The sequence below is a fragment of the Kitasatospora sp. NBC_01539 genome (assembly GCF_045040525.1).
Classification (GTDB): Bacteria; Actinomycetota; Actinomycetes; order Streptomycetales; family Streptomycetaceae; genus Kitasatospora.
This window is the reverse complement of record NZ_CP109390.1, coordinates 1758599-1774001: the sequence shown is the minus strand read 5'-3', so window position 1 is coordinate 1774001 and position 15403 is coordinate 1758599. Positions and strand designations below refer to the sequence as shown.

The following is a 15403-nucleotide window of genomic DNA, read 5'->3' as shown; positions in this document are numbered from 1 at the left end:
CCGGTGGAGCGAGCGACGAGGACCCTGCGGCGGATGCGCGGCGGCACGGCCGCCACCGCCGCGCTGCTGACCCTGCTCGGCCCGGCCGCCCTGCCGGCCGCGGCGTCCGAGCGGCCGGAGCGGGCGTTCACCCTCCAGGACAAGCGCATCACCGAGTCGAGCGGCATCACCGCCAGCCGCGCCCACCCCGGCGTGTACTGGACGCACAACGACAGCGACGACGGCCCGTACGTCTACGCCGTCGACGGCGAGGGCCGGACGGTCGCCACCGTCACCCTGCGCGGCATCGACCCGCGGGACGTCGAGGCGATCTCGCTCGGCCCCGACGGCCGCCTCTACGTCGGCGACATCGGCGACAACCTCGACGGCACCTGGCCCGAGGTGTGGATCTACGCCTTCCCCGAGCCGGCCGAACTCCGCGACCAGAAGGTCACCGCCGTCCGCTACAAGGTCCGCTACGAGGACGGCCCGCGCGACGCCGAGGCGCTGATGGTGCACCCCGTCACCGGGCGGGCGTACATCGCCAGCAAGAAGCAGTCCGGCGGCGGGCTCTACCAGGGGCCGGAGGTGCTCTCGCCGTCCGGCGTCAACACCTTCCGGCGGATCGCCGACGTGCCCTGGGTGACCGACGGCGCGTTCTCCCCGGACGGCGGCCGGCTCGTGCTGCGCGGCTACTTCTCGGCCGACCTGTACGCCTGGGAGGGCGGCGGCCCGAAACGGCTCCGCGACCTGGACGTGCCGTTCCAGCGGCAGGGCGAGTCGGTGACGTTCTCCGCGGACGGCGCCGCGGTGCTCTACGGCAGCGAGGGCGCACGCAGCGACGTCTGGCGGCTGGCGCTGGCCGCCGACCCGGCGCCGTCCGCCCCGGCCGCGGCCTCCGGGCAGGCCCAGGCCGCGCCCGCCGGGGGAGCGGCGGCCCCCGCCGGGGACGGCGAGGACGGCGGCGGCCACGCGCTGGCCGCGCTGATCGCCGTGGCCGTCGTGCTCGGCCTGGCGAGCCTGCGGAAGAGGCGCCGCACGTCCTCCTGACCGCCCGTCATGTGCCGCGCCCGCGGGCGCGGCGGTGCCCCGGGCTAGTCGCGGTCCGAAGGCGGCTCGGTCGGGGCACCGGGGGTTGTGGCGTGGGTTGCGGCGGGGGTGGCGTCGGGCTTGGTGTAGAGGATCTCGCGGGCCTGTTCCGAGGCGCGGATGATGCTCTCGCCGACGAAGTCGACGAAGCGGGCGATGTTCTCCAGCCGGGTGGCGGCCGGGGTGTCGGCGCCGAGGACGCGGACGCCCTGCCGTGCGGTCTCGGCGAGTTGGAAGTTGGACCGGGCGGCGGCGACCATCGACTGGTACCAGACGTCGTCGTCGACGGCGTACCGCTCGCGGCGGCGTTCGTCGCGCGTGCGGCGGACGAGGCCCTGGCCCTCCAGGAACGTGATCGCCTTGGAGACGGACGCCGGGCTGACCTGGAGGCGCTCGACGAGCTCGGGCGCGGTGAGGCTGCCCGCGTCGGTGGTGAAGAGACAGGTCAGCACCCGGGACGTCATCTTGGGAAGGCCCTGCTGCATGAGGAGCGTCGTGAACGTCTCCTCGTACTCGCGCACGGCCTCGGCGTCGCGCCCGTGGGCCTGTGCGGGCGCCTCCGCCCCCCGGGGTGCGGGCTGCCTGCGCTGGTGGGTGCGGCGTTCGGTGGCGCGGTGGGCCAGGTCGGCGCGGTACCCGGTGGGGCCGCCGTTCCGCATCACCTCACGCGTGATCGTCGACGTGGGACGGTCGAGACGCCTGGCGATCTCCGCGTAGGCGAGGCTGTCGGCCAGCCCCGCCGCGATCTGCTGGCGTTCCTGCTGGGTGAGTCTGCCTCCCGGCACCGCGATCTCCCTCCGTGCTTCCTGCTGTTGCCCCCAGCATAGCGTTCACTCTTCGCCGATTGCAACGAGCAGTGCGGCTGACGTTGCATTAGATGTACTCCCATTGCAACGATTATGCGCTCTTGAGCTGCACTGATGGGATTAGTGCGCAACAAGTCTCTTGATGGATCCTCGAACGCAACGTAGCGTTTGCGATGTCAGAAACAACGGGTCCAAGGAGCACACCATGCAGAAGTTCGACACCCCCGCCCCGATCACCGCCGTCCTCGACATCCCCGCCGGACGCATCCGGTTCGTCGCCACCGACGGCACCGACACCACCGTCGAGATCCTCCCCGCCGACCCCGCGAAGAGCCGCGACACCAAGGCCGCCGAGGACACCACCGTGCAGTACGCCGACGGCGTCCTGCGGATCGAGGCCGCACCGGCCACGAGCCGGATCCTCGGCCGGTCCGGATCCGTCGAGGTGACCGTCCGGCTCCCCGCCGGCTCCCACCTCGACGCCAAGGCCGCCGCCGCCGAACTCCGGGGCGTCGGACGCCTCGGCGACATCACCGTCGACGCCGCCCAGGGCACCGTCGAGCTCGACGAGACCACGAGCGCCCACCTCACCCTCCTCGCCGGCGACATCACCGTCGGCCGCCTCACCGGCCCGGCCCGGATCAGCACCCAGAAGGGCGACATCCGCATCACCGAGGCCGTCCACGGCGAGGCCGACCTGAGCACCCTCGCCGGCGACATCACCGTCGACGCCGCCCCCGGGACCTCCGCCACCCTCGACGCCGGCACCACCCGCGGCCGCATCCACAACACCTTCCGCAACACCGGCACCACCCCCGCCCTGACCGTCCACGCCACCACCGCCCTGGGCGACATCACCGCCCGCAGCCTCTGAGGAGCGCCCCCCATGACCACCCCCGCCGCGACCACCCCCGTCACCACCGCCCCCGCCATCGCCGCGAACGGCCTGCGCAAGTCCTACGGCGACAAGACCGTCCTCGACGGCATCGACCTCACCGTCCCCCGCGGAACGGTCTTCGCCCTCCTCGGCCCGAACGGCGCCGGAAAGACCACCGCCGTCAACATCCTCTCCACCCTGACCGCCCCCGGCCCGGGCAGCGGCGACATCCACGTCGACGGCCACGACCTCGCCACCCACCCGCAGGCCGTACGCGCCGCGATCGGCGTCACCGGCCAGTTCTCCGCCGTCGACGGCCTGATCACCGGCGAGGAGAACATGCTCCTCATGGCCGACCTCCACCACCTCACCCGCGACCAGGGCCGCCGCACCGCCGCCGAACTCCTGGAGCGCTTCGACCTCACCGAGGCCGCGAAGAAGCCCGCCTCCACCTACTCCGGCGGCATGAAGCGCCGCCTCGACATCGCCATGACCCTGGTCGGCAGCCCGAGCATCATCTTCCTCGACGAGCCGACCACCGGCCTCGACCCGCGCTCCCGCCACACCATGTGGGGCATCATCCGCGAACTCGTCACCGCCGGCACCACCGTGCTCCTCACCACCCAGTACCTGGAGGAGGCCGACCAGCTCGCCGACCGCATCGCCGTGCTCCACAACGGGAAGATCGCCGCGGAGGGCACCGCCGAGGAACTCAAGCGCCTCGTCCCCGGCGGCCACGTCCGGCTGCGGTTCACCGACCCCGCCGCCTACCGGAACGCCGCCCTCGCCCTGCCCGACGCCGGCCGGAACGACCAGGACCTCGCCCTGCAGATCCCCCACGACGGCAGCCAGCGGGCCCTGCGCACCACCCTCGACCACCTGGACACCGCCGGCATCGAGGCCGACGAACTCACCGTCCACACCCCCGACCTCGACGACGTCTTCTTCGCCCTCACCGGCGGCGCCGCCATCCCTCACCAGTCCGAGGAGACCACCCGATGAGCACCCTCGCCCCCGCCCTCCGCGACTCCGCCACCATGCTGCGCCGCAACCTCCTGCACGCGCGGCGCTACCCGTCGCTGACCCTCAACCTGCTGCTGACCCCGGTCATGCTGCTCCTGCTCTTCGTCTACATCTTCGGCAACACGATGAGCGCGGGCATCGCCGGCGGTGGCGACCGCTCCGACTACATCGCCTACATCGTCCCCGGCATCCTGCTGATGACCATCGGCAGCACCGTCATCGGCGCGGCGGTGTCCGTCGCCACCGACATGTCCGAGGGCATCATCGCCCGCTTCCGCACCATGGCCATCCACCGCGGATCCGTCCTCGTCGGGCACGTCGTCGGCAGCGTGCTGCAGTCCGTCGCGAGCGTGGTGCTCGTCGGTGCCGTCGCCCTCGCCATCGGCTTCCGCTCCACCGACGCCACCGCTCTGGAGTGGCTCGCCGCGTTCGGCCTGCTCGTGCTCTTCGCCCTCGCCCTGACCTGGATCGCCGTCGGTATGGGCATGGCCAGCCCGAACGCCGAGGCGGCCAGCAACAGTGCCATGCCGCTCATCCTGCTGCCGCTCATCTCCAGCGCCTTCACCCCCGTCGACGCCATGCCCGGCTGGTTCCAGCCCATCGCCGAGTACCAGCCCTTCACCCCCGCCATCGAGACGCTCCGGGGCCTGCTGCTCGGCACCGGGATCGGCCACAACGGCTGGCTCGCCGTCGCCTGGTGCCTCGCCCTCACCGCACTCGGCTACCGCTGGTCGACCACCGCGTTCAACCGCGGCCAGAAGTAACCGCCGTGGCCGGTGGGCCGGCTCACCCGCTCACAGCTCGCCCCAGGGCGGCGTACTCCCGACCCGGTGTCGGCGTGCGCCGCCCCGTCGGCGTCCCCGGGCCGCAACGGCCCCGACGGGCACCGCTGTCCGCCCGGCGCGAGCAGCCGCACGGAGCGCCCGCACCGCGAGCACCCGCACCGCGAGCACCCGCTACGGCACCGCGGGCACCCTGTGGCGGGCGGCGGCCGCGGACCTCACCGCCGACCGGTGGCCCGCCCGGGTGCCGCGGCCGGCGGGGCGTCCAGCACCGCGAACCGCAGGCCCGCGGCGACCAGGCGGTCGATCAGCGGCCGTCCCATCGCCACCGCCGTGGTCAGCTGGCCGGAGGTCTCCGGCAGGTCGTCGTAGGCCAGGCAGAGCGCAGCCTCGGCGAGCATCACCGCGGTCTCGGTGTAGCCGGGGTCGCCGCCGGACACCTCCGTGACGACCGAGCGCCCGTCGTCCGCCCGCGCCGCGAACCTGACGGTGAACCAGGAACGCGCCCGCTGCTCCGGGCCCGGGCCCTCGCCAGGCCTGCGCAGCGCCGACAGTGCCCGCCGCAGCGCGGGAAGCTGGGCGGCCGCGGCCAGCCCGGCGACGGCGGCGACCCCGGCCAGGGCGACCGGGAGCCGCCGCACCGCCGCGTAGTGGCGGTAGGTGAAGTCCGGGCCGTAGCGCTCCAGGGCGGCCGCCGACCGTCCCACGACCTGCGGGTCGATCGTCGGCAGCGGCACAACCCAGGCACGGGCCGCGCGCGACCGCCCGGGCACCCCGGGCGGCGTACGGACCAGGCGGCCCTTCGGCCGGGGCTCCACGGCCCGCCGTTCGCGGGCCGCCCGCGCCATCGCCCGCGGCCGGGAGAAGGCGGTGAGCGCGGAGGCGACGGTGCCGCCCGAGACGGTGCCGCCGGCCCGGACGAAGCCCTCCACCGCGAGCCGGCCCACCGGGCCGCCGCGCCGCAGCAGTTCGTCGACCGTGAACAGCACGCCGAGGTCGTGCGGCACCGAGTCGAAGCCGCACGCGTGCACCAGCCGGGCGCCGGAGGCCACCGCGCGGTCGTGGTGCCGCAGGTAGACGCGGTCGACGAACTCCGGCTCGCCGGTGAGGTCCACGTAGTCCGTGCCGGTCTCCGCGCAGGCGGCCACGAGCGGCTCGCCGTGCCGCAGGTACGGGCCCACGGTGGACACCACCACGCGCGCCGACGCGGCGACCGCGTGCAGCGAGGCCCGGTCGGCCGCGTCGGCGACCAGCAACGGGAGGTCCGCGCAGCGGGGGTCGACGGCGGCGAGCCGGGCCCGTACGGCGGCGAGCCGCTTCTCGTCGCGCCCGGCGAGCGCCCAGCGGCAGCCTCCGGGCGCGGCGCGGGCGAGGTACTCGGCGGTCAGCCCGCCGGTGAAGCCGGTGGCACCGAACAGGACGAGGTCGTACGGGCGCGGCGTGGCCATCACTGTCCCTACTCGCGGGTAATCGGGATCGCCACGCTAGGAGCGGGCCCGCGGCGCTGTCAACGACGGCGCCGCGGGCCGCTCCCGGCGGTCCGGTCTCAGTGCGCGATGCCGTCGATCAGCTCCTGGGCGCCCTGCCGCTTGAGCGCGAGCGCGGTCGAGGTGCCCAGGTCCTCCGGGCTCAGCGCGCCCGCCCACTCGTGGGCGTCCAGCACCCGCTTGCCGTCCGGGGAGAAGACCCGGCCGCGCATGGACAGCCGGCCGTCGTCGCCCGCGCGGGCGTAGCCGGCGATCGGCGCGTTGCAGTGGCCCTGCAGCACGTGCAGGAACATCCGCTCGGCGGCGGCCTCGCGCCAGGTCTGCGGATGGTTCAGGCCCGCGACGGCCTCGACGGTGGCGGTGTCCTCCTCGCGGCACTGCAGCACCAGGATGCCCGCACCGATCGGCGGGCACATCGCCGACTCGTCCAGCACCTCGCTGATGCGGTCGGCCAGGCCGATCCGCTCCAGGCCGGAGACGGCCAGCAGCAGGGCGTCGGCCTCGCCCGCGTCGAGCTTCGCCAGCCGGCTGTTGGCGTTGCCGCGCATCGGCACGCAGGTCAGGTGCGGGTGCGCGGCGGCGAGCTGGGCGATGCGGCGCACCGACGAGGTGCCGATCCGGGTACCGGCCGGCAGCGCGTCCAGGGTGAGGCCGCCGGGGTGCACGAGCGCGTCCCGGACGTCGTCGCGCGCCAGGTAGGCGGCGAACACCGTGCCGGCGGGCAGCGGCCGGTCGGCCGGCACGTCCTTCAGGCAGTGCACGGCGAGGTCGGCCTCCCCGGCCAGCAGCGCGGCGTCGACCTCCTTGGTGAAGGCCCCCTTGCCGCCGAGCACCGCGAGATCGCCCATCCAGCGGTCGCCGGAGGTCGTCACCGGCACCACCTCGGTCCGCAGGCCCGGGTGCAGCAGGGCGAGTTCGGCGCGCACCCGCTCGACCTGCGCGAGCGCCATCGGGGAGGAGCGGGTGACGATGCGAAGGGTGTCGGACATCCCCCCATGATAGGCCGTCAGATCGGCCCCTCCGCCCGCGCCGGGCCGCGTCCGCCGCCCGACCAGCCGACCAGCACCACCGACGCGAGCGCGGCGAGCGCGCACCACGTCGACGCGAACTCCAGCCGCCACAGGGCCGCGCACACCACCGCGCCGAAGCCCACGAGCACCCCCAGCAGGCGCAGCGTCCGGTCGGCGGCGGTCAGCAGCGACCCGACCGTCGCCAGCAGGTAGCCCGCCGTGAGCAGCACCACCGGGCCGACCCCGACGGCGTACGCCAGGGTGTGGCCGCGCACCCGGGCCGTGACCGGGCCGCCCAGCACGGCCACCGCCAGCGGCACCGCCACCGCCGCGCCCAGTACGAGCGCCCAGCCGGCACGCCGCCGGGCCGCCCCCGGCGGGGCCGCGCACCGGACGCCGAACGGCACCAGCACCGGCAGCAGGGGGAGCGCGATGAACGCCCAGGCCGTCCGGGCCGCCGTGGCGGTGTCCGCGCCGACCCGCCCCTCCGCACCCGACCACACCACCGCCTCCACCAGTTGGTGCAGGCCGAGCACCACCGGCAGGAGGGCGAGCGGCAGCCGCCGCGGATCGCGCACCCGGGCCAGGCAGGCCACGCCGAGGCCGGTCACCACGGCTCCGGCGACGAGGTCCGCCTCCGCGCTCCAGCACACCCGGGGCCACCTCCGGCCGGTCCGCCGTACGTTCGATGCCTGATGCCTGATGCCTGGTGCCTGGTGCCTGGTGCGTGGTGCGTGGTGCCGGATGCGTGGTGTCCCGAGGTGGCCCTCCTCCGATCATGTCCGTCCGCCGTCGGCGGGTCAGGACGGCAGGTCGGCGAGCGTGTTCCAGAACATCAGCTCGTAGGCCTGCAGCACCTGGCCGTAGCCGCGGCCCGTGCCGATCCGTGCGGCGTCGAGGCCGGCCGCCTCCAGGACGGCCACCGCCACCTCGTCCGCGGAGGGGTCGGGCGCGGCGAAGAAGTCGAAGAACGCGCAGTCGGCGTCGTCGAAGCCGTAGTGCCGCCGCAGGCCGCGTGCCACGGCGGCGCAGTAGCCGCCCCAGGTGGCGAAGTTGGCGGTCAGCGCGAGCACCACGCCGACCGGGTCGCCGTTCAGGGCGAGCCACGCGACGTACGAGGGGTACGCCTGGCAGCCCGGCCGTGCGCGGCGCGATGCCATCTCGCGCGGGCCGAGGCCGCAGCGGACGGCGAACGCGTCGAGCAGGCGGAGGGCCTCGCCCTCGCCGTTCGCCAGCACGGAGAACCAGTCGCCCGCCGGGGTGTCGGAGCACCGGGCGGCCAGGACGAGCAGACTGCGCCGGTCGCTCGTGAGGATGCGGTGCTGCTGGGCGGCGAGCTCCGCCAGGGCGGACAACGGTGCCTGTCCGGCCTCGATCGCGGAGACCATGCGGTTCTCGCGCTGCCCGGGCGTGAGTTCCCGACGAACGTCCTCCAGGACGCGGCGCGGAGTGCGGCCCATGGTCGGTGCTCCCTTCCCGCTGTCCGTGCGTCGGGTCGACGGCGGTCGTCGTGTGGTCAGCGTAGGTGCGGCCGAGGTCGGGGCCGGGGCGGCCGCCCCGGCGTGGCGTGGCGCGATGCTCCTGGCGGGGTGCGGCCAGCACTGCTGGGAGCGCTCCCAGAGTGGGGTTTCGGGCTACTTGTGCCCGACAGGCCTCCGTTCACTACTCGGCGCCCGAATGCCGGATTCGTCCTCCCGCATGCGTGAGTCGGGCCCAAATATTCAAGTCTTGAAGACTGTTGGGCGTATTGACGCAGTCTTCCGCCTCTGGCTTGATGATGGCGTCCAGCGGCACGGCTGCTCCTCTCGGGAGAAGAGCGACCCGGTCGCGTGGGAGCGCTCCCGCAGCGCCTCCTGCACCATCTCTGCAGCTCGCACCCTGTACGCCCCCACCCGCTCGGTGGCCGCCCACTCCCCCCGGCGGCGGCCACCGGACAGCCCACCAGAGAGGACGGGACCATGCGCCTTCAGCTGCCCCACCGGCTGACGCGCCGACTCGGCCGCACCGCCGCCGCGCTCGCCGCGGCGACGGCGGTCATCGCCGCACCCACCGGCCTGCAGGCCGCGCACGCCGACACGGCCGCCGCACCGGCGGCGGCCGCCGCCACCGCGGCGGGCGCCGGCTACTGGCACACGAGCGGCCGCCAGATCCTGGACGAGGCGAACCAGCCTGTCCGCATCGCCGGCATCAACTGGTTCGGCTTCGAGACCGGCAACTACGTCGCGCACGGCCTCTGGAGCCGTGACTACAAGAGCGTCATCGACCAGATCAGGACGCTCGGCTACAACACCATCCGGCTGCCCTACAGCGACGACATCTTCAAGGGCACCCAGCCGGCGAGCATCAACACCTCGGGCGGCATGAACGCCGACCTGGTCGGCCTCAACTCGCTGCAGGTGATGGACAAGCTGGTCTCCTACTCCGGCACCGTCGGCCTCAAGGTGATCCTCGACCGCCACCGGCCCGACTCGGGCGGGCAGTCGGCGCTTTGGTACACCGCGGCCGTGCCCGAGTCGACCTGGCTCGCCAACCTCAAGGCCATCGCCACGCGGTACACCGGCAACTCCGCGGTCGTCGGCATCGACCTGCACAACGAGCCGCACGACCCGGCCTGCTGGGGCTGCGGCGACACCGCCACCGACTGGCGGCTGGCCGCCCAGCGCGGCGGCGAGGCCGTGCTCTCGGCCAACCCCAAGCTGCTGATCTTCGTCGAGGGCGTGCAGAGCTTCAACGGCAGCTCCAACTGGTGGGGCGGCAACCTCCAGGGCGCCGGACAGTACCCCGTCCAGCTCAGCGTCCCGAACCGGGTCGTCTACTCGGCGCACGACTACGCCACCAGCGTGGCCCAGCAGCCGTGGTTCTCCGACCCGTCGTTCCCCGCCAACATGTCGGCGATCTGGGACAAGAACTGGGGCTACCTCTTCAAGCAGAACATCGCGCCGGTCTGGGTCGGCGAGTTCGGCACGACCCTGCAGTCGACGATCGACCAGCAGTGGCTGAAGGCCCTGGTGCAGTACCTGCGGCCGACCGCCCAGTACGGCGCCGACAGCATGAGCTGGACCTTCTGGTCGCTGAACCCCAACTCCGGTGACACCGGCGGCATCCTGAACGACGACTGGACGACGGTCAACACCACCAAGGACGCCTACCTCGCCGACATCAAGGCCCCGGCCTTCGGCGGCGGCGGCGGTGGCGGCGGCGGTGGCGGCGGTGGCGACGTGACGCCGCCGTCCGTCCCGGGCGCCCCCACCGTCACCGGCACCACCACGAGCGGCGTCTCGCTGTCCTGGACGGCCTCCACCGACGCCGTCGGCGTGGTCGGCTACGACGTCTACCGCGGCACCACCAAGGTCGGATCGCCGACCGGCACGACGTACACCGACAGCGGGCTGACCGCGGCGACCGCGTACACCTACACCGTCCGCGCCCGTGACGCCGCGGGCAACGTCTCGGCCGCCTCCGCCGCCGTCACCGCCACGACCTCCTCCACCGGCACGAGTTCCGGCTGCGCCGCCGTGGTCACGCTCAACGACTGGGGCAGCGGCCTGACCGCCAACGTCACGGTCACCAACACCGGCACGGCGCCCACCAAGACCTGGCGGGTCGCCTGGACGTGGCCGACCGGGCTCAAGGTCTCGGGCAGCTGGAGCGCCACCGTCGTGCAGTCCGGCCAGACCGTGACCGCCGACAGCCTCGCCTACAACGGCGCGCTGGCGGCCGCCGGTTCGACCACCTTCGGCGTGCAGGCCACCCGTACGGGGACGGCCGACGCCGTCACCACGGCGACCTGCACCGCCACCTCCTGACCCGCGGTACGGGGCGGTGCACCTGGCCCGCCCCGTACCCGGCCCAACTCCGCCGCCCGGGAACCCCGTTCCCGGGCGGCGGCATGCCGTCCGCCCCGCGTTGCCGGTCCGCCGCGCCGGCCGGCCGGATTCGTCATCAGGTTTTACCGAACGGTCGACGGATCGTCACAGTCGGCCGGGTAGCGTCCCGTCATCCGCCGATCACACGGCCGGCCCTCCCGCGGTGCGGGGGCGGCCTGCGGAAGGGGCATGCCCATGAGTCCGACCACCGACCTCGCCGACACCGCGTCCGCGCCGCCGGCCGCCTGGCCCTCCCTCCTGCTGGGGCACGTCGGCACCACCGCCGTGAAGGTCCTCCGGATGGACGGGCGTGCGCTGCCGGACGAACGGCACGCCTGCACGGAGCTCCTGCTCGTGCTCGACGGCCGCCTGGAACTCGCCGTCGAGGACACCGAGGTGACGGTGCTGCCGGGCCGGATGTTCGAGGTGGCGGCGAACGTGCGGCACGCCGTCAGACCCGGCAGCCGGGGCACGCTGGTGGTCGTGGAGGTCTTCGGGGGCTGACCCCGGCCGCCGGGCCCGCCCTCTGCGCGGGCCCGCGGGTACGGGGAACGGCCCGGACCGACCGGACGGCCGCCGCGGGAGGACCGCGGGGTCGGGGCCGGACGGGCCGTTCCGCGACGCCCTCCGCGCGGCGTGCCCGCCGGGGCCCGGTCGCCTGCTTACGGTGGGACGGTGAACCGTCCTGTCGCGCGGGAGACCGCACCGCAAGGCCCTGAACCCGCGAGCGCCCGTACGGACTACACCGGGGCCGTCTACGGGTCGCTCCTGGCGGCGTCCGTGGTCGCCACCGCGGGGACCGCCGGGGAGTTCCCGCGGCTGCAGTTGGTCGTCCTGCTGCTCGTCACCGGGCTCGTGTTCTGGGCGGCGCACGTCTACGCGCGCCTGGCCGGCGAGCGGTTCGTCGGGCAGACGACGCCCTGGTCGGAGGTCCGCAGGGTCGCCCGGCACGAGTGGTCGATCGTCGAGGCGGCCACGCTGCCCGCCGCCGCCATCGCCGTGGGCGCGGTGTTCGGAATCGACCTCGAAACCTGCGGCTGGATCGCCCTGGGCATCGCCGTCGCGCAGATGGTCGGCTGGTCGTGCCTCGGTGCCCGCAAGGCGGGTGCGTCACGCCGGCAGGTCGTGCTGGAAGGCCTCGTCAATCTCGTGCTCGGCCTGGTCATCGTCGCCGCCAAGGGCGCGCTGTCCCACTGAGCGAGGCCGGTGGGGCCGCTCCGGGGAGCGAACCCCGTCAAGCCCGTGCCCGGGCGGGTGCTGCGGTCGGGCGGGTGGAACGGCCTGGCGGGTGGAACGGCCTGGCTGGTGGAACGGCCGGGCGCCGCACGGAACCGGTGTGCGTGCGGCGCCCGGAAGCGGCCCGGGTGGGTGGAGTCCGGGCCGCTCGGGAAGGGTGGTCAGTGGCCGCCGGGGACCGGCAGGTTGAACTTCAGGGCCGGCGAGGCGGCGGCGGCGAGGCCGTGCGCCTGTGCGGGCCACCACGCGCCGGCGGCCGGGTCGGCGGAGCCGTACTCGGGGTCGATGCCGCCGGTGGTGCCGCGGGTGCAGGAGCCGTCCGACTCACCCGGCACCTTGATCCAGAGGAACGCGTCGAGGAGTGGGGTGCGGGTGTCCGCGGTCGGGCGGGTGCCGAGGCCGCGGGCGGGCGGGTTGCACCAGGTCTGGGCGTCCGGGTAGGTCGCGGTCGGGGTCCAGGGGCCCTGGCCGTTGCGGCTGGTGTCGACGACGAAGTGCGGCAGTGCGGCGTCGGCGGGCACGTGCGCGGAGTACCACGCGTCGGCGTCGGCCTGCGGCCAGTACTGGTTGGCGCAGTCGTCGGCCACGGCGCCGGGGGTGTTGGTGAGGTACCAGGAGCACTTGGCGACCTGCGTGCCGTAACGGACGAGGTCGGCGTCCTTCTGGTAGTTGGAGACGTTGAGGAAGAAGCCCTGCGCACGGTTGACGCCACCGTCGACGAGGATCTTCGCCATGGTGCCGGTGTTCTGCCAGCCGCTGTGGCCGGCGTCGAGGTAGACGGCGGCGCGCGGCTGCCGGGCGAGCCGGTCGACGGCGCCGTTGATCTCGGCGAGGCGGTCGGCCTGCTGCTGGGCGGTGCCGCCGCAGAACGTCGGGCTGAGGGCGAGGCCGTCCGGTTCGAGGACGACGACGGTCTGCCGGTTGCCGATGCCCTTGGCGAGGCCGTCGATCCAGGCGGCGTACTCGGACGAGTTGGAGGCGCCGCCCGCGGAGTACTGCGAGCAGTCGCGGCCGGGCACGTTGTAGGCGACGGCGACCGGCACCTGGTGCTGCCGCGCGGCGCGGCTCTGCAGGTCGGCCATCGCGGAGGTGGTCTCCTGCGGGGTGGCCGTGCCGTTGAACCACTGCGCCACCGGGTACGAGGCCATCTTCGCCATGGCGAGGGCGTTCGTGTAGTCGCCGGCCTTCAGGTCGGTGACGGCCTGGTGGGCGGCCTTGCTGTCGAGGTCGACGTAGAACGAGGCGCCGGGGGCGGGCGCGCGGCCGGGGCCCTGGGCCGGAGCGGCGGACGCGGTGGCGGGCAGACAGCAGACCGCGGCGGTGGCGACGGCGGCGCTCGCGGCCGCGATACGACGGCTGGGGCGTGTCACAGGGGCTCCTCGGGGTGGGCGGGCGGTGGCTGCGGGTGCATGGGCGTCGGGTCCGGCGACAGGGCGTTATGTGGGAGCGCTCCCATTCAGTCCTGTTCGTCCGGGTCGTGCCGAGCTTCTCCGGTGGGGTGGAGCGCGGCCTGCTGAGCGTGAATCCCGCAGAAGATGCGGTGGATGGTGATGCGAAGGCAGTTGTAGTCGGAGCCTTCTGAGCCGTCAAGGCTTCGCGCAGGATGAGCCATCAATTGCGGGAGCGCTCCCGCATGCTGGATGCGGGAGCGGATGCGGACCGCTTCGCCCGGGGTGCTTCGGGGTCCGTCGGGGCGACCGGAGGCGGACTCGGTAGACACCGCGCGTGCGGGCACCGGCAGGACCCGACCCGCGGGCCCGCCGACCCGCCCGGCCCGTCGACCCCGCCGGTCCGCCGCACGCGCGCCGAGGCCGTCGGCACTCCGGGGGTCCGGGGTGCCGACGGCCTCGTGGGTCGTCGGGCGGGGCTCAGCCGATCGTGAGCACCTGGCCGGGCTTGATGAGGTCGGGGTCCTCGCCGATGGTGGTCGAGTTGCCGCTGTACACGTTCTTCCAGCCGCCGAGCCGGTGGTCGGCGGAGATGGCGGAGAGCGTGTCGCCCGGCGCCACCGTGTAGGTGTCCGGTTCGGCGGCCGGCGGAGCCTCCGTCACCGTCGTGGCGGGTGCGCCCGGGTCGGCCGACTCCGCGGTGCCGGACGGATCGGTGCCGGTGGCCGGCGCGGTCCCGTCGGTGGTGGGCAGGCCGGTCGTGGGCGCCCCCGTGGTCGGGGCGTCCGTGGTCGGCGTGGGGGTGGTGGGCGCGGTGCCGGTGCCCGGCAGGGTGCCGGTGCCGTCCGTCGGGGCGGGCGCAGTGGTGACCGGTGCGGTCGGCGTGCCGGCGTCCGTGCCGGGCAGCACGGTGCCGGGGGTGGCGGTGGTCGGGGCCGAGGGGCTCGCCGTGACGGCGGTGTACGACTCGTAGACCGCCTGGCTGGTGGTCCAGTACCAGGCGCCGTCCACCTGGTACCAGTAGATGCCGTTGGCGTCGCGGCCCTGCATGCCGGGGAACACCGGGGCGGCGCTCCGGCTGCGGCCCGTCGCCGTCGTGCTGGCGGTCGGGGCGGGGGTCGCCGGGGCGGTGGCGGTGGGCTCGGCGGCCTCGGGCCGGCCCTCTCCGGTGAGCCCCGCGGTGGTGGCGCAGCTGCCCCAGGTGCGGGCGCCGCGGTCGGCGAGCACGCGCTCGGCGACCGCGATCTGCTCGTCCTTGGTGGCGTGGTCGGGGGAGGCGCCGTAGGAGCTGCCGCCGTAGGCGACCCAGGTGTCGAGGTCGAGCTGGAGGCCGCCGTAGGAGCCGTTGCCGGTGGCCCGGCTCCAGTCGCCGGCGCTGGCGCACTGGGCGACGGCGTCCCAGGTGGTGACGGGGGCCGCGTGGGCGCTGGTGGCGGCCAGGAGCGGTATGGCAAGGCCGGCGCCGGCCACACCGGCGGCCGAAACGGCACGCTCGGTCTGGGTGGGGCGGCGGTGACGGCCGGAGCCGATGAAACCCATCGAGTTCCCTCTCCGCACGCCTGCGAGGTGAGCTGTCGGGTTCGGACCGGGAGGTGGCCCGGCCGCGCGGACGCGGCTTCACCCCAAGCCGTCGGGGACGGCGACGAATCGTGGGTCCCCCGTCCCTGCCCAGGTTCTGGTTCGACGACCCGGTGGGCGCGGTGGGCAGGGTTCGGCGTGCCGCGCTTCGGGCGCCCGTGCTGTGGCGGGCTGATCGGAGATTAGAGGGATCGTCACCTCGATAACAAGCCAGCATCCCGACCATCACACAATCATCACGAGTGCTGTCCCGTCACGGTGCCGCATTTCGGCCGGACGGCC

14 protein-coding genes and 1 riboswitch are annotated in these 15403 nt (G+C 74.3%); of the genes, 7 read left to right on the top strand and 7 right to left on the bottom strand.

Annotated elements, in window-relative coordinates:
- Positions 1-33: 33 nt before the first annotated feature.
- Complete coding sequence (locus OG335_RS07480) at positions 34-1029, top strand: hypothetical protein (protein ID WP_405015329.1); 996 nt, start codon at positions 34-36, stop codon at positions 1027-1029.
- Between the two features lie 44 nt (positions 1030-1073).
- On the opposite strand, the gene OG335_RS07475 is transcribed toward OG335_RS07480, so the two are convergent.
- Positions 1074-1853, bottom strand: coding sequence for a helix-turn-helix domain-containing protein (locus tag OG335_RS07475; RefSeq protein WP_405010232.1), 780 nt, complete (start codon positions 1851-1853; stop codon positions 1074-1076).
- A 226-nt stretch (positions 1854-2079) separates the two neighbouring features.
- Here OG335_RS07475 and OG335_RS07470 point away from each other — a divergent pair, with 226 nt between their 5' ends.
- Genes OG335_RS07470 through OG335_RS07460 form a run of 3 tightly spaced genes read left to right on the top strand, consistent with a single transcriptional unit; the run spans position 2080 to position 4538 of the window.
- Positions 2080-2748 (top strand): DUF4097 family beta strand repeat-containing protein, encoded by a 669-nt coding sequence (locus OG335_RS07470; RefSeq protein ID WP_405010231.1) that lies wholly within the window; start codon positions 2080-2082, stop codon positions 2746-2748.
- 12 nt (positions 2749-2760) lie between these two features.
- A complete protein-coding gene (locus OG335_RS07465; protein WP_405010230.1) occupies positions 2761-3753 on the top strand; it encodes an ATP-binding cassette domain-containing protein in 993 nt (330 codons plus the stop codon).
- Complete coding sequence (locus OG335_RS07460) at positions 3750-4538, top strand: ABC transporter permease (protein WP_405010229.1); 789 nt, start codon at positions 3750-3752, stop codon at positions 4536-4538. Before OG335_RS07465 ends, OG335_RS07460 begins: the two co-directional genes overlap by 4 nt.
- Before the next feature lie 236 nt (positions 4539-4774).
- Here the strand turns inward: OG335_RS07460 and OG335_RS07455 are convergent, their stop codons facing one another.
- From OG335_RS07455 to OG335_RS07440, 4 genes are all read right to left on the bottom strand, one after another.
- A complete protein-coding gene (locus tag OG335_RS07455) occupies positions 4775-6004 on the bottom strand; it encodes a saccharopine dehydrogenase family protein (RefSeq protein WP_405010228.1) in 1230 nt (409 codons plus the stop codon).
- A 98-nt stretch (positions 6005-6102) separates the two neighbouring features.
- Positions 6103-7032, bottom strand: coding sequence for a hydroxymethylbilane synthase (gene hemC, locus OG335_RS07450; RefSeq protein WP_405010227.1), 930 nt, complete (start codon positions 7030-7032; stop codon positions 6103-6105).
- Positions 7033-7049: 17 nt separating this feature from the next.
- Complete coding sequence (locus OG335_RS07445) at positions 7050-7706, bottom strand: DUF6629 family protein (protein ID WP_405010226.1); 657 nt, start codon at positions 7704-7706, stop codon at positions 7050-7052.
- A 147-nt stretch (positions 7707-7853) separates the two neighbouring features.
- A complete protein-coding gene (locus tag OG335_RS07440; RefSeq protein ID WP_405010225.1) occupies positions 7854-8513 on the bottom strand; it encodes a transcriptional regulator in 660 nt (219 codons plus the stop codon).
- A gap of 498 nt (positions 8514-9011) precedes the next feature.
- Between OG335_RS07440 and OG335_RS07435 the strand changes: the two genes are divergently transcribed.
- From OG335_RS07435 to OG335_RS07425, 3 genes are all read left to right on the top strand, one after another.
- Positions 9012-10859, top strand: a complete 1848-nt coding sequence (locus OG335_RS07435) for a cellulase family glycosylhydrolase (RefSeq protein WP_405010224.1) — start codon at positions 9012-9014, stop codon at positions 10857-10859.
- A 255-nt stretch (positions 10860-11114) separates the two neighbouring features.
- The gene (locus OG335_RS07430; RefSeq protein ID WP_405010223.1) at positions 11115-11423 is read left to right on the top strand and encodes a cupin domain-containing protein; all 309 of its coding nucleotides are present in this window, start codon (positions 11115-11117) and stop codon (positions 11421-11423) included.
- 171 nt (positions 11424-11594) lie between these two features.
- Entirely contained in the window at positions 11595-12116 is a 522-nt protein-coding gene (locus OG335_RS07425) for a hypothetical protein (protein ID WP_405010222.1), read from the top strand.
- A gap of 200 nt (positions 12117-12316) precedes the next feature.
- On the opposite strand, the gene OG335_RS07420 is transcribed toward OG335_RS07425, so the two are convergent.
- Together OG335_RS07420 and OG335_RS07415 are read right to left on the bottom strand one after the other, a co-directional pair.
- Positions 12317-13525, bottom strand: a complete 1209-nt coding sequence (locus OG335_RS07420; RefSeq protein ID WP_405010221.1) for a glycoside hydrolase family 6 protein — start codon at positions 13523-13525, stop codon at positions 12317-12319.
- 498 nt (positions 13526-14023) lie between these two features.
- Positions 14024-15082, bottom strand: a complete 1059-nt coding sequence (locus OG335_RS07415; protein ID WP_405010220.1) for a transglycosylase family protein — start codon at positions 15080-15082, stop codon at positions 14024-14026.
- A gap of 1 nt (position 15083) precedes the next feature.
- Positions 15084-15239, bottom strand: a riboswitch (cyclic di-AMP (ydaO/yuaA leader).
- Positions 15240-15403 lie beyond the last annotated feature (164 nt).

Excerpts from the sequence above, each read along its gene's own strand:
- OG335_RS07480 (WP_405015329.1), top strand. The coding sequence starts at position 34 with ATGCGCGGCGGCACGGCCGCCACCGCCGCGCTGCTGACCCTGCTCGGC.
- OG335_RS07470 (WP_405010231.1), top strand. The coding sequence starts at position 2,080 with ATGCAGAAGTTCGACACCCCCGCCCCGATCACCGCCGTCCTCGACATC.
- OG335_RS07465 (WP_405010230.1), top strand. The coding sequence starts at position 2,761 with ATGACCACCCCCGCCGCGACCACCCCCGTCACCACCGCCCCCGCCATC.
- OG335_RS07460 (WP_405010229.1), top strand. The coding sequence starts at position 3,750 with ATGAGCACCCTCGCCCCCGCCCTCCGCGACTCCGCCACCATGCTGCGC.
- OG335_RS07455 (WP_405010228.1), bottom strand. The coding sequence starts at position 6,004 with ATGGCCACGCCGCGCCCGTACGACCTCGTCCTGTTCGGTGCCACCGGC.
- hemC (WP_405010227.1), bottom strand. The coding sequence starts at position 7,032 with ATGTCCGACACCCTTCGCATCGTCACCCGCTCCTCCCCGATGGCGCTC.
- OG335_RS07440 (WP_405010225.1), bottom strand. The coding sequence starts at position 8,513 with ATGGGCCGCACTCCGCGCCGCGTCCTGGAGGACGTTCGTCGGGAACTC.
- OG335_RS07435 (WP_405010224.1), top strand. The coding sequence starts at position 9,012 with ATGCGCCTTCAGCTGCCCCACCGGCTGACGCGCCGACTCGGCCGCACC.
- OG335_RS07430 (WP_405010223.1), top strand. The coding sequence starts at position 11,115 with ATGAGTCCGACCACCGACCTCGCCGACACCGCGTCCGCGCCGCCGGCC.
- OG335_RS07415 (WP_405010220.1), bottom strand. The coding sequence starts at position 15,082 with ATGGGTTTCATCGGCTCCGGCCGTCACCGCCGCCCCACCCAGACCGAG.